At 66.2% G+C, this 13,428-nt stretch carries 13 protein-coding genes; 7 read left to right on the top strand and 6 right to left on the bottom strand.

From position 1 onward, the window contains the following. The first annotated feature begins 1 nt into the window (after position 1). The 5 genes from QNO06_RS08570 to QNO06_RS08550 all read left to right on the top strand — a co-directional run bounded on the left by QNO06_RS08570 (position 2) and on the right by QNO06_RS08550 (position 6,362). Positions 2-1,000 carry an alpha/beta fold hydrolase gene (locus QNO06_RS08570; protein ID WP_227911207.1) on the top strand — a complete coding sequence of 333 codons (999 nt, stop codon included), beginning with the start codon at positions 2-4 and terminating at the stop codon, positions 998-1,000. An 87-nt stretch (positions 1,001-1,087) separates the two neighbouring features. Next, a complete protein-coding gene (locus QNO06_RS08565; protein WP_227911206.1) occupies positions 1,088-2,638 on the top strand; it encodes an HNH endonuclease in 1,551 nt (516 codons plus the stop codon). A gap of 26 nt (positions 2,639-2,664) precedes the next feature. Further along, a complete protein-coding gene (locus QNO06_RS08560; protein ID WP_227911205.1) occupies positions 2,665-3,285 on the top strand; it encodes an L-threonylcarbamoyladenylate synthase in 621 nt (206 codons plus the stop codon). A 169-nt stretch (positions 3,286-3,454) separates the two neighbouring features. After that, entirely contained in the window at positions 3,455-5,689 is a 2,235-nt protein-coding gene (locus tag QNO06_RS08555) for an alkaline phosphatase (RefSeq protein WP_227911204.1), read from the top strand. A gap of 70 nt (positions 5,690-5,759) precedes the next feature. Beyond that, a complete protein-coding gene (locus tag QNO06_RS08550; protein ID WP_227911203.1) occupies positions 5,760-6,362 on the top strand; it encodes an SRPBCC family protein in 603 nt (200 codons plus the stop codon). On the opposite strand, the gene QNO06_RS08545 is transcribed toward QNO06_RS08550, so the two are convergent. From QNO06_RS08545 to QNO06_RS08525, 5 genes are all read right to left on the bottom strand, one after another. Further along, complete coding sequence (locus QNO06_RS08545) at positions 6,251-6,982, bottom strand: YqjF family protein (RefSeq protein WP_227911202.1); 732 nt, start codon at positions 6,980-6,982, stop codon at positions 6,251-6,253. The genes QNO06_RS08550 and QNO06_RS08545 overlap by 112 nt on opposite strands. 56 nt (positions 6,983-7,038) lie before the next feature. Then, positions 7,039-8,349 carry a cation:proton antiporter gene (locus QNO06_RS08540; protein ID WP_227911201.1) on the bottom strand — a complete coding sequence of 437 codons (1,311 nt, stop codon included), beginning with the start codon at positions 8,347-8,349 and terminating at the stop codon, positions 7,039-7,041. Positions 8,350-8,416: 67 nt separating this feature from the next. Beyond that, positions 8,417-10,006 (bottom strand): ABC-F family ATP-binding cassette domain-containing protein, encoded by a 1,590-nt coding sequence (locus QNO06_RS08535; protein ID WP_227911200.1) that lies wholly within the window; start codon positions 10,004-10,006, stop codon positions 8,417-8,419. Positions 10,007-10,111: 105 nt separating this feature from the next. Beyond that, positions 10,112-10,369, bottom strand: a complete 258-nt coding sequence (locus QNO06_RS08530) for a hypothetical protein (RefSeq protein WP_227911199.1) — start codon at positions 10,367-10,369, stop codon at positions 10,112-10,114. A gap of 156 nt (positions 10,370-10,525) precedes the next feature. After that, complete coding sequence (locus tag QNO06_RS08525) at positions 10,526-10,975, bottom strand: Fur family transcriptional regulator (RefSeq protein WP_227911198.1); 450 nt, start codon at positions 10,973-10,975, stop codon at positions 10,526-10,528. Between the two features lie 165 nt (positions 10,976-11,140). Between QNO06_RS08525 and QNO06_RS08520 the strand changes: the two genes are divergently transcribed. Beyond that, positions 11,141-11,605, top strand: a complete 465-nt coding sequence (locus tag QNO06_RS08520) for a GatB/YqeY domain-containing protein (protein WP_227911197.1) — start codon at positions 11,141-11,143, stop codon at positions 11,603-11,605. Here the strand turns inward: QNO06_RS08520 and bsh are convergent. Then, complete coding sequence (gene bsh / locus QNO06_RS08515; protein WP_227911196.1) at positions 11,602-12,558, bottom strand: choloylglycine hydrolase; 957 nt, start codon at positions 12,556-12,558, stop codon at positions 11,602-11,604. The genes QNO06_RS08520 and bsh overlap by 4 nt on opposite strands. A gap of 237 nt (positions 12,559-12,795) precedes the next feature. On the opposite strand from bsh, the gene QNO06_RS08510 reads away from it, so the two are divergent. Continuing rightward, positions 12,796-13,374: a TetR/AcrR family transcriptional regulator gene (locus QNO06_RS08510; RefSeq protein WP_227911195.1), complete on the top strand. Its 579-nt coding sequence runs from the start codon at positions 12,796-12,798 to the stop codon at positions 13,372-13,374. Positions 13,375-13,428 lie beyond the last annotated feature (54 nt).

Below are 13,428 nucleotides of genomic sequence, written 5' to 3'. Positions count from 1 at the left end.
GATGGGGAATCAGCAGGGCCAGCACCGCAGCGGTTGGGTAGCCGTACCGCACGCCCGGATCTACTGGGAAGCGAGCGGCAATCCGGCCGGCATCCCGGTCCTGTACCTGCACGGCGGTCCCGGCAGTTCGCTTGGGTCCGGCGGTTACCGAAGGCGGCACGATCCGTCCCGTTTTTTCACCGTCGGCATAGACCAGCGCGGATGCGGCCGCAGCACCCCCGCCGTCCAAGACGACTTGGCGCACCTGCACCTGAACACCACCCAGCAGTTGATCGAGGACATCGAAGCCGTGCGGGCCGAGCTGGGGTTCCCTGCATGGATCGTGACCGGACTATCCTGGGGCAGCACCCTGGCCATGGCATATGCCCTCCGGCATCCGGACCGGGTGCTGGGCCTTGCCATGGCCGCGGTGACCACCACCAGCCGTGCCGAAATCGACTGGATCACCGGCGGCGTCGGACGTTTCTGCCCGAAGGCCCTGGAGGAGTTCATCAGGGATGCCCGCGCCCTGCCGCATGAGCGGACAGTGGAGGCCTATGCCCGCCGCCTGGCAGGTCCGGACCGTACGGACGCCCTCGCTGCGGTGCTAGCTTGGGACCGGTGGGAATCCGCCGTCGCAGCTCTGGAAACAGCGGGGCCGGCCGGTTCCAAAACATCCGCGTCCGCTGCTCCCCGGTTCGACGGCGAGCGCAGCTTGGTGAGTTTCGCCCTCCTGGTGACCCGGTACTGGGCGCAGGACGGGTTCCTCCCGGGCGCCGAGGCGATTCTGCCCCGGATCTACGAGCTCAACGGCATACCTGCTCGGCTGATCCATGGTCGGAAGGATGTCGGCAGCCCGGTGGACACCGCCTGCAAGCTGCACCGGCTTTGGCCCTCCAGCCGACTGACGGTGATAGACGGGGAAGGCCACGTTGGACCGAAGGGTTTGGCGGCGCTCGCAGGGGCTGTGGAGGAGATGTCCGCAGAGCTAGGCAGCCGCGGTCATTCATGGCGAATCTAGGCCAGCAATTTCTATCCCGGAAACCGGGTAGCAGGTCAGGTATTTTTCCTCTCGCATTCGAATCCAGGGACAAATAGACTCGAACACATGTTCGAAGATTCTGCACCTCTTCCTCATCGCCGGGAGGCTTCCACCCCACCTTCCAAGACGCCTCCTGCGGTAGCCGTCGAGGTTACCGCCGAGCTGGTGGGCGGGTGGGTGGCTTCCCTCGGCCGGGGTACTGACCGCGCTGCCGGGGATACTGAACTCATCGACCGCATCCGTGCCCTCGAGGAACTAAAAGCTGCTGCAGCGGCGGCCCAGGCGCGTGCCGCCGCTGCGTTTGACGCGTTGCACCGGCAGAAGCAGGAGTTGTCCGGCCTGCCGCGGGAACAGTTGGGCAAGGGTATCGCCGGCCAAATAGCGCTGGCCCGCAGGGAATCTGCCAACCGGGGCGGCAGGCTCTTGGGTTTCGCGAAAGCGCTCACCGCCGAGATGCCCTGCACCTTGGACGCTTTGAGCCGCGGACTGATCAGTGAATGGCGCGCGACCTTGCTCGTACGTGAGACTGCGTGTCTCAGCGTTGCGGACCGCCGCACCGTGGACCGCGAGGTCGCCGGGGATCCAAAGGTACTGGAGACCCTCGGGGACCGGCAGATCATCGCCCGGGCAAAGGCTGCCGGCTACCGGCTGGATCCGCAGACTTCGGTAAACCGGGCCGCCAAGGCCGCTTCGGAACGCTTCGTCTCGTGCCGTCCTGCCCCGGGCACCATGACTTACCTGACTGGACTGTTGCCGGTCAGCCAGGGCGTGGGCGTTTATGCCGCCCTGTCACGCGAGGCGGACCGGCTGCGGGCTTCCGGTGACAGCCGCGGACGCGGGCAAATCATGGCGGACACCTTGGTTGAACGCATTACGGGCCGCGCCGATGCCGGCCGAATGGGGGTAGAGGTCCAGTTGGTCATGACGGACCGAACGCTGCTTGCCGGCGAGTCCGAACCGGCACTTGTGCCCGGGTACGGTCCGGTTCCGGCCCAGTGGGCAAGGGACCTGGTCCGCCGGCAAGGCGGCGGACGTACCGGGGACGGGGGCAACCGCGCAGACGGGCGCGCAGACGCCCAGGCGGACAGCACCTCGGCCAGGCGGTCGGACAAGACCGCCCGGACGTGGATTCGCCGGTTGTACACAGCCCCGGAAACCGGTGAGCTGGTAGCAATGGATTCCCGCGCGCGGCTGTTTCCGGCTTCCCTGGCCCGCTTCATAGCCGCACGGGACCAGACCTGCCGTATGCCTTGGTGCGGCGCACCCATTCGGCACATTGACCATGTGCGGCCGCACCGCCACGGCGGACCCACTACCGGTGACAACGGACAGGGCCTGTGCGAAGCATGCAACCATGCAAAGGAAGCACCGGGCTGGTCGGCACGGACGGTGCTGCTGCCCCACAAGTCCGGGCACACTCTGCATACCGTGGAAACGCACACCGTGGAAACCCGCACACCCACCGGCCACACCTACTGCTCTGCTGCTCCGCCCCTGCCCGGCGCCCCGCCAGGACCGGGAACGCGATTGCCGGCGCCGCTGCCCGGTTTCGGCCGGACTGGAGATGAACTATCCGTGGCCGAGTCAGCGCTCGCCTATGCGCTCCGGGCTGCGTAGCCAAGCCGTCCCGGTAGGCTTTGAGCATGGCCAGATACTTTGATGTCCACCCCGAGAATCCGCAGCCGCGGTCCGTTAACCAGATTGTGGAGATGCTCCGCTCCGGCGGACTCATCGCCTACCCCACCGACTCCTGCTACGCCCTGGGCGTCCAGCTGGGAAACAGGGAGGGCCTGGAACGTATCCGGCAGATCCGGCAGCTGGACGACAAACACCACTTCACCCTGGTTTGCCGGGACTTCGCCCAGCTGGGGCAGTTCGTCCAGCTGGACAACTCGGTGTTCCGCAGCGTCAAGGCCGCCACCCCCGGCAGCTATACGTTCATCCTTCCGGCAGTCAAGGAAGTTCCCCGGTGGCTGTCGCACCCCAAAAAGCGCACCGTAGGCGTGCGCATCCCGGACAACGCCGTGGTCCAGTCCCTGCTGGATGCCTTGGGCGAACCCCTGCTTTCCAGCACGCTGCTGCTGCCCGGTGACGAAGAACCGATGACTCAGGGCTGGGAGATCAAGGAACGGCTGGACCACCAGGTGGATGCCGTGATCGACTCCGGCTTCTGCGGCCCGGACCTGACCACGGTGGTGGACTTCTCCAGCGGCGCTCCCGAGGTGGTCCGCCGCGGCACCGGAGATCCTGCCCCCTTCGAGTAGGCTGCCCGCGAATACCCCTGCCTTCTGTTGACACCTTGTCTGCCGGTGCAGAGTGTGGCTCCCGTCAGGGGGACCAAGGCAAGTCACTCGCAGGGGAATCCACATGAATAAGACGGCTTCGGCATTATCCACCGCGGTACTAAGCGTCTGCGTCCTGGCAGGATGCGGCATGGGGGGCATACCGGCTACGGGCGGAACGGCAAATCCCACCGGCTCCCCCGGACCCAGCGGCACAGCCACCGGCTCGCCGACTCCAACATCCAGTCCAACCGCCAGCGAAACCTCCAGCCCGACGGCGAGCCCAACTCCCAGCCCTACCGGCGGCAACGGGGACAACGACGAATCGGTGAACGTCATCCTGATGGTCGGCGACGGCATGGGCGCCAGCCAGCGAGACGCTATCCGGCTGGCCTCCGTGGGGCTCACCGGCGAACTCACCATGGACACCCTCCCGGAGGTGGGACGTGTCCACACCAACTCCGCTGATGAAGAAACATTCGTCACCGATTCAGCTGCAGCAGCCACCTCCATGTCCACCGGCGTCAAGACGTACAACGGGGCCATCGGCACGGACATTAACCGCCAGCCGGTAACCACTGCACTGGAGATCGCCGAAGGATTGGGGAAGTCCACGGGCCTGGTCACCACAAGCCAGGTTACGGACGCCACCCCGGCGGCGTTTGGCTCTCATGTGCTGGACCGGGATGAGCAGAGCGCCATCGCCGCCCAGTTCCTTCGCAGCTCCCACCCCGAAGTCATCCTGGGCGGCGGAGAAGACCACTGGTACCCGGCAGGTGACCCGGGCCGGTTCCCCGACAACCCGCCGGAGGACGAGTCCGAGGAAAGCGCCGGAACCGAGGGCAACCTCGTCGAAGAGGCCCAGAACCAGGGCTACGAGTACGTCTCGGACCGGGCCGGACTGCAGGCCGCCGACGGCGGAAAGATCCTGGGGCTGTTCGCCAACGAGGAGATGTTCCAGTACGGCGACGACGTTGAGGCACAGTACGAACCCGTAGTACCGCTGACGGAAATGACGCAGAAAGCCCTGGACGTGCTGGACGGCACAGAAGGCGACAACGGATTCTTCCTGATGGTCGAGGAGGAGGGCATTGACGCCTTCAGCCATGTGAACAACGGAGCCCTCACCATTGAATCGGGCATCCAGTTCGACCGGTCCGTGGCGCTGGCCAAGGAGTTCGCCGAGCAGGACGGCAATACCCTGCTCATCACGGTTGGGGACCACGAGACCGGCGGCATGGCAATTGAGCCGCTCAATGACGAGACCAACCCGGACAGCCCGGTGCAGGAAGAACCCTTCAGCGTCGCAGGTTCGGACAAGCAGTACCGGATCGACTGGACAACCGGCGGCCACACCGGCGAGGACGTGCCGCTGACGGCCATGGGTCCGGGCGCGGAAATGCTGTCCGGCGTCTACGAGAACACCCGGATCTTCGACGTGATGACTGAGGTCATGCGTTCCGGCACGGAGCAGGACTTTGACCTGCAGTCGCACCGCGGCGGCCGAGGGGAAAACACCGAGGAATCGCTGGCCGCCTTCGCCCATTCATTGAAACTCGGTGTGAGCACCCTGGAACTGGACACGCACCTGACCGAGGACGGCCGGATCATCGTCTGGCATGACGACCTCATCCAGCCCGAGAAATGCATCGACACGGGTGCCGCCAGTGCCGGGGACCCCGAGTTCCCCTACGTGGGTGACCGGGTGGCGGAACTGAGCTGGGCCCAGGTGCAGACCTTGGACTGCGGCTACCAGCAGCTGCCGGGGTTCCCCGAACAGGACGTGGTGGAGGGCAACCGCATCGCCGAACTCAGTGACGTCTACGACCTGGCCGACCAGTACCGTGCCGACACGGTCCGGTTCAATGTGGAAACCAAGGTCGAAGAGGGAATGGCGGGAGGACCGGCCAGCGTCGCGCTGACCGAGGCCGTTGTGGCCGAAGTCCGGGAGGCGGGCAAGTCCGCCCGGACCACCATCCAGTCCTTCGACTGGTCCACCCTGAATATCGTGGCCCAAACCGCCCCCGACCTGACGCTGGTGGCTCTGGCCGGTACGGCCGAGGAGCTGGGGGTCGGCCAGCCCGGTGCGGCACCCCAGCTGGGCGGGATCGACATTGACGACTTTGGCGGTTCAGTTCCGCGGGCCGCTGCGGCCCAGGGGTACGACGTCGTCTCCCCCATCGCCACTACCGTCACCCCCGAGATGATCGCCGACGCCCACGAAATGGGGCTGACCGTCATCCCGTGGACGGTCAACGAAACGGCTGACATGAATGCGCTGATGGATCTGGGCGTGGACGGCCTCATCACCGATTACCCCACCCGGTTGCGTGAGGTGATGGCTGAACGGGGACTGGAGCTGCCCGTTCCCTACTACCTCAGCTGAGTAATCCCGCCGGCCATCCCGGTGCGGGTGCCTTTTCCGGGCATCTGCGCCGGGATGGCATGCTGGTGGGATGCCCGGTCTCTACAATCTGCCCTCCTGCTGGCTGCTCCCTGCCGGTCCGGAAGAGATTTGGGCGTTGGTCGCCGGGAGCGACATGAGCTGGCCGCGCTGGTGGCCGGGATGCACACTCGAGGAGCTGACAACCGCCCCGGAAGCCGATACGGGCACCGACGACGCCCGCCTGCTGGCAACCACCGCGGCACTGCAGTTCAGGGCGGCCCTGGGCTACCGGCTGAGCATCTCGATCCGGCCCACGCGCGCGGACTTCCCCCGCCTCATAGAGTTCGACGCCGGCGGCGACCTGGTCGGCACCGGCCGGATCCGCCTCTCCCCCGACCCCCGGGTCCCGCAGCGGACCCGCATGCTGATCGACTGGCGGGTCACGCCCACGCGTCCCTGGATGCGGCTGCTCACCCCGGTGGCACGGCCGGTCTTCACCGCCGCCCACAGCATGCTGATGCACCGCGGCGAACAGGGACTGCGCCGGGAACTGCGCCGGAATCAAGCCACCCGCCAGGGCCGCCCGAACAGTGTCCGCACCCCGGTGGAGAAATGCACGGTGTCCGGCGGTCCGGATACCGGCAGCCCGGCAGCAGGCACCAGCTCGTCGTAGAAATGGGTCAGCCGGGCCGGATGCAGCGGCCAGGGCCGGTGCGAAATGGGAATGAATACGGTTCGCCCGGCAAACGCGGAATGCAGCCCGAAGCGGGCGCTGAGCCACAGGGACAGCTCATCATCGGCCTGGTTGGCATAGTCGGGTACCGCCGTGAAGGAGGACCGTGCCTGCCTGCGGAACCGCTCGACGTCGTACCCCCAGGACCAGCCCGAGCGTGTGGGCCGGCAGCGGGACCAGACATAGGGGATGCGCAGCGCGCGGGCCGCCAGCACCGGCGCCAGGCGTGAGGCGTCCAGGCTCAGGAACAGCACCCCGCGGCTGCCGTCCTGCCCGCGGGAATACAGGCGGACGTTGATTTCCGTGAATGAACCGAACCATGGCACCCGGACACCGCACAGCCGCGTCTCCGGAGCCCGGAAGCCGATGAGGCCCACGTAGCTGGACCCGCGGTATACATCGGGCTCCACGCCCGGCGGCATATATGGGGCTGCCGCGGCCGGGTCGATCCGCCAGTGCAGGAACACCGTATTGGCCCAGCTCTGGGCCATCAGCACGGGCGGGGCCACCCTCGGTCCGGCGGGCCAGGGATCCTCCGTGCCGTGCACGCGCGCATCCATCCCGCCAAGGTAGCAACGGCGGCCTGTCGCTGCCAGAGCGGCTGGTGGAGACGGGCTTAGACCGGGGTGTCCGGCGCCTGCCGGCCGTCGCCGAAGCGCTCTTCCGCCACCCGCTCGCGCAGGCGGTCCAGCCGGTTCATGACCGGGGCGGCGGTGACGCCGTGCAGGACAATCGAGGAGGCTACCACCAGGCCGATCATCGCCCACAGCTGCTCGCCGCCGGGAAAGTTCCCCTTGCCCAGGGCATAGCCCAGGTAGTACAGCGAGCCGATGCCGCGGACGCCGAAGAAGGCAATGGCCAGCCGTTCACGGCGCCCGGGCCGGCCGCCAAGCAGGCTGATCCAGCCCGCCAGCGGCCGTACCAGCAGCAGGAAGGCCGCGGCCACGGCTATTTCGCGCCAGCCGATGCCGGCCAGCAGCCCCCGGGCAATGGCCCCTCCCAGCAGCACCAGGATCACTACTGTGAGCAGCCGCTCCAGCTGCTCGACGTAGCTGTGGAGCACCCGGTGGTAGCCGTGCGTGCGTTCGGCGGCACGGATGGTGACGGCGCATACAAACACGGCAACAAACCCGTAGCCGTCCAGCATCTCGGTGATGCCGTAGGCCAGGAAGGTGGAGGCCAGGGCGACGAAGCCTTCGGAGTGGTTGGACAGCCGGATGCTCTCAAGCCGGGCGGAGAAGAAAATCCGGCTGAGTCCCTTGCCGGTGGCGAAGCCCAGGAGCACGCCCATCCCAATCCGCCAGAGGACATCAACGGCAAGCCAGTGCGGCAGCCATGCCGACGGCGCGGTGCCCACCACGCTCAGGGCAATCGCCAGGTACACAAAGGGGAACGCCAGTCCGTCATTCAGCCCGGCCTCTGACGTCAGCCCGAAGCGGACTTCATCCTCTGCTTCCCCTTCGGCGTCTTCTTCCTCGTCATCGGCCGGCTCCCCCACCTGCACCTCGGAGGCGAGCACCGGGTCGGTGGGCGCCAGGGCGGCGGCCACCAGCACTGCGGCAGCCAGTCCGACGCCGAGCAGCCACAGGTTCAGCAGGGTCAGTCCCAGCAGGGTCAGCGGCATGGCAAGGCCGAGCATCCGCCAGGTGGTGGACCAGCGCCGCCACCCGACGGGCCGGTCCAGGGCGAGCCCGGCGCCCATCAGCGAGATGATGACGCATACTTCGGTCAGGTGCGTGGTGACGTCGGCGTACCGGACCGGGTCCGGATCCGGCAGGTTCCGGAGCACGGTAAAGGCCAGGATGCCGGCGCCCAGGAACACCATGGGCATCGACACGGGTATGTCGCGCAGGATTTTGGGCAGCACGGCGGCCATGAACACCGCCAATCCGGCGGCGAAAAAGACGAGGCTGGGTCCGTCGAACACCGCCTGAACATTACCGCGGCTTTCGCCGCACAAACAGGTGCCCCGCGGAACCGGCGTGCCGGAGGGGTCAGCCTTCGCGGATCTCCACTTGCCCGGGAGCAGAACCTTCCGCACCGAAAATGAACCAGCGGGTGGCTATTTTTTCGGTGAAGAACCGGTCGTGGCTGACCACAATGACCGCTCCCGGGAAATGCAGCAGGGCCCGCTCCATGACCTGGGTGCTGGACATGTCAAGGTGGTTGGTGGGTTCATCCAGCAGCAGTACGGGGGCACCGGAAAGCAGGCACTGTGCCATGGCTACGCGGGCGCGCTGGCCGCCGGACAGGTTGCCGATTTTGGCGGTCAGGTCCGCTTCGGAGAACTGGAACATTGTCAGGAACCGGTTCACGGACTTTTTCGTCGCACTGAAAGCCAGGGATCCGGGAAGGGAGTTCACGGCGTGGGTGACGGTGTCGTCGTCGTCGAGTTCGGCGAGCATCTGGTTGTAGGAGACCATGGACGGTCCCTTGGGCCAGTTGACCTCGCCGGCGTCGGGAGCTTCCTCGCCGGTGAGCACGCGAAGCAGGGTGGTTTTGCCGCTGCCGTTGGTTCCAGTCACCGCAATGCGGTCTCCCCTGTTCACTTCGAAGCTCAGGTCGGAGAACAGCACCTTGTCGCCATATGACTTTGCCAGTCCGCGGAAACGGCCCAGGACGTCCTTGACGTGCAGCCCGTCGTAGATGGCCGTGATGATTTCATCCACCGGGCGCGGGGCGCGGGATTTCTTGATCCGGGCCAGCTGGGTGCCCAACCGGCCGCCGGCCTTGGCCGCCTCGCGGCGGTCCGCTATGCCTTCTGCTTCAAAGGCCAGCAGTTCGGCCTCGTGGACAAACTGCGCCTGCAGCGTCTTGAGCCGGAACTGCTTCTGCACCACGTATTCGGCGAAGTTCCCCGGGTATTCGTGCAGGTGGAAGTTCTCCACCTCCACGATGCGGGTGACGACGGCATCGAGGAACTTCCGGTCATGCGAGACAATGACGGCGGCGCCGCGGAAATCACGGAACCAGGTTTCAAGCCATTCGACGCCGGCCACATCCAGGTAGTTGGTGGGCTCGTCAAGCAGCAGGACGTCGGGCTGCTCGAGCAGGATCTTCGCCAGCGCTGCCCGGTTCCGCCAGCCGCCGGACAGGGCGTCAATGGGGCAGGTCCGGTGCGCCTCGGTAAACCCCAGTGTGGTCAGGACCGTGTCAATCCGCCGGGGATAGTCCCAGCCGTCCAGCCGGTCCATGGTTTCAAACAGTTCGGACTGGCGCCGGATGAGGCGGTCCATCTCCTTATCGGAGGGATTTCCGGACAGCTCGCCGTCGATGCGGGCCAACTCGGCTTCCACATCCTTGACCGATCCGAAGACGGCGTCGAGGACCTCGGTGATGCTGGCAGCGCCGTCGAGCTCCGAGAACTGGGAGAAGTAGCCGATCTTCACCCCCGCTTCCACGGTTACCGTGCCCGAGTCCGGCTCCACCTGCCCCAGCACAAGCTTGAGGATGGTGGACTTGCCGGACCCGTTGCGGCCGATCAGGCCGATCCGGTCCTTGGGTTCGAGCCGAAGGAACGCTTCTCGCAGGACCTGCTTCTTCTCGAAGGAAGTGTTGACGTCCTGCAGCCGGATCAGGCTCATGGTGTCCTCTCAAGGGGTTGGTCTTCGCCCCGCGGGACAACGAGCACCCATCTTACCGTTGCACGGCCGGCGGTAATCGCCGGGGGCGCAGGCTGGCCTCGAAGCCTAGCCGCGGAGGGTGTAAGTGCCCACGGGACGGTTGCACTGTGCGGCACCTTCCATGCGGGTGTAGCTGCCGCGGACACGCGTTGCCTGGCTGGCGGCCGAGACGTAGCTGCCCTCGGGGCGGGCTGCTGCCTGCGGGCGGTCGTAGCGGGTGGTGTAGCTGCCCAGGGGCCGGGATGAAGCGGCGGCCGGGGCGGCGCGGTAGCTCGTTTCCCGGGTGGTGGTTGCTGCTGCGGGTCGGTTGATCAAGATGGTCATAGTTCTCTCCTCGGATATTGCGTTCGGTGAGACTCGGGCCGGGGTTTTTGCCGCCGGCTTCGCGGGCCGGGACGAGGCGGATTCCGGGCATGGTGCAGCCCGGAAAGGGAAAATCGCCATTGAAAGGCCCGCCGGTGCTTCGGACGGGTGTGCTGCTTAGCGGGCGGAGGATTCCGCCTGTTGCCGGCAGCTGCTGCAGACACCGCTGAAGGTTACTTCGGCGGCAATTACGGTGAAGCCGGAGTCATCCGACGGGGCAAGGCAGGGCGCCTCGCCGATCACGCAATCCACGTCGCGGATTGTTCCGCAGCTGATGCAGACGAGGTGGTGGTGGTTATCCCCCACACGGGACTCGTACAGGGCGGGTGATCCGGCGGGTTCAATCCGCCGGGCTACCCCTGCGTCAGTGAAAGCCGACAGAATCCCGTAAACCGCCTGCGCCGAAATGGCCGGCAGTTCTTCCCGGACGACACCCAGAACACGGTCCGCACTGGAGTGCGGGGTGTTCTCCAGCGCCCGCAAAACCGCCAGGCGCTGTGCAGTGACTTTCAGTCCAGCTGTCCGGATTTTTCCGGCCAGCCGATCCGCTTCCAGGTCCGTCTGCATACCAAGAACGCTATCAGTTGTTTTGACTGGCTAAAGACAACTTGGGGGGTTTTGGGGTGTGATTCCGGACGCTGTGTCCCCCGCCACGCAGGCGGTCCGAGCAGCAGCGGGTCACCCGGTGGGACGATAGGAGGGACGCAACACACCAGTGGAAGAGGATCGGTTATGGCCACGCTCAAAGAGCAGCTGCAGGCAGACATGAAGACGCACATGAAGGCGGGCAACCGTACTGCCCTCACCACGGTGCGCAATGTGCTGGGCGAAATCACCACCCGCGAAAAGTCCGGGAAGACTCCCGTAGAGCTCGACGACGCGCAGACGGTTTCCCTGCTGCAGAAGGAAGCAGCTAAGCGCCGCGACACGGCCCGCATCTACACCGAGGCAGGCGAAACCGAACGCGCCGCCGCGGAGGAAGCCGAAGCGGAGGTCATCGAGGCCTACCTTCCCGCGCCACTGGGCCGGGAAGACGTTGAAGCGATTGTCGACGAAGCCATCGCCGGCCTGCGCGCCGCAGGCACTGAGCCGTCCATGCGCCAGATGGGCCAGGTGATGAAGCCGGTGACCGCCAAGGTGGCAGGGCGGTTCGATGGCAAGGCCGTGAGCGAGATCGTCCGCTCCCGCCTGGCTTAGCTGCCGGGGCTAATGACCACAAGGTCCGATCCGTCGGCCTTGTGGTCGGCCATCCGGACGCTCTGGATGGCCGGGTCGTCGTAGGTGTTCCAGTAGTAGCTCATGGTCCGGGACGAATACAGGCCGGTGTACGTGGTTATCTCAAACTCCCCCGACCCCATGGCAGCGCTGCCGGCGACCATGGCGGTCTGCTGCAAGGTGTGGAACGCGCGGCTGACGTTCTCTTCCTCAGTGCTTTGCTCCGGGTAGTTCGCATGCACGTACGCCGCGCGGACAAACCGCGACGGCGAGTAGTAGTCCCCGGGGATCCCGCGCATCAGTGACCCCGAGCCGAACGGGGTCAGATGCGCCCGGTTGAGCACAACTTCCTCGGGAAATGCGGACGAGGCGTTGAGGTAGTTGCGCAGGTTCTCGTGGTGCCAGTCGAAGCCGGGCTGGTTCGTCAGCACGTCTACGTCGTCGTGGAAGACGTGCATACCGTCCTTCGTATGTTCCACGACGATGGCCCGCGTTGAGTCGCCGATAAGCCAGTGCAGCAATGAACTCGGATACTTGTCGTTGATCGGCTTGTCGACAATCACCACCTTGTCCAGCGCGGCTTCGACCTCGTCAACGCTGGCAAACTGGGAGGCCACCCACAGCGGGAATTCGAACGCTGCGACGTTGGTGGCACCCTGCACCGGTTCCGGCGCGTACTGCGCGTACCCCGGGAAGTTCAGGCCGCCGACGGCAAGGCCGGCGTCGTTGCCGCAGTCGAAGTACAGCGGCGTGTCCTCCTGGACAATGCCCATGCCGATAACGGCGTGCTGGATCTTGGGCACCGCGCCGAACGGCGACTTGGTGGCGTAACCGGTGGGCGTCACCACCACCCGTTCCCCGAAGTCGGATGTCCAGTCGAGGTTGCGTGCGAAATAAAGGTTGCTGCCGTCCGAGAACCTGATGCCTGTGCACATATGGATGCTCCCTTGGTATGGCGTATACAGCCAAGCCCGCACGGGGCTTCGCCTCCCCCTGAGCTCTTCAGTCTAGGTCCGGAAGGCCGCCGCGGGCGCGGTGCGGACGAAGAAACAGCCACGCGCCAGCCGAATTGGGTTCCAGCGCTGCTGCCTCACGGGACCGGCGCAGCCACCCCGCCGCCGCTGTTACCCTGATTTCTGAACGCTCATTCACTGCCATCCCCGGAGGTCCAGGTGCCTGCAGTCCAGACCGGCCAGCGGCTGCTGGAATCCGCCACCGAGGCGTTTGCCGCCAAGGGCTTCCACGGCACGACGACGCGGGACATCGCCGCCGCCGCAGGCGTCACCCCCGGAGCCGTGTACGTGCACCACCGCTCCAAGGAAGAGCTGCTCTACAGCATCTCCAAGCTCGGGCACGAGCGCACCCTGGAACTGGTCCGCGCCTGCGCTTCCACCAGCAGCAATCCGGTGGAACAGATCCGCACCATGGTGCGGGACTTCGTGGAATGGCAGAGCAGCAACCGCACCAAGTCGGCCGTGGTCAACTTCGAACTGGCCGCGCTCAGCGACGAGCATCGTGCCGAGGTGCTGGACATCCGCAGGGCGGTGGACGCGGAGTTCCGCACCGTGGTGGACCGGGGCCGGGAGCAGGGTCTGTTCAACGTCCCGGACACATCGCTCGCCGTGTTCGCGCTGCTGTCGCTGTGCATTGACGTCGCGCGCTGGTACCGAAGCGACGGCCGGCTGAGTGCTGCAGCAATCGGTGAACACCACAGCTCCATGGCGCTGCGGATGCTGGGCGCCGCGGCCTGAGCGCCGCCGCACCCCGCATGCCTGTTACACCGCCCGTCCCACGGGCATACTGGA

Origin of the sequence: Arthrobacter sp. zg-Y20, from assembly GCF_030142075.1 — a bacterium.
Taxonomy (GTDB): domain Bacteria; phylum Actinomycetota; class Actinomycetes; order Actinomycetales; family Micrococcaceae; genus Arthrobacter_B.
This window is presented reverse-complemented; position numbering and strand designations above follow the sequence as displayed.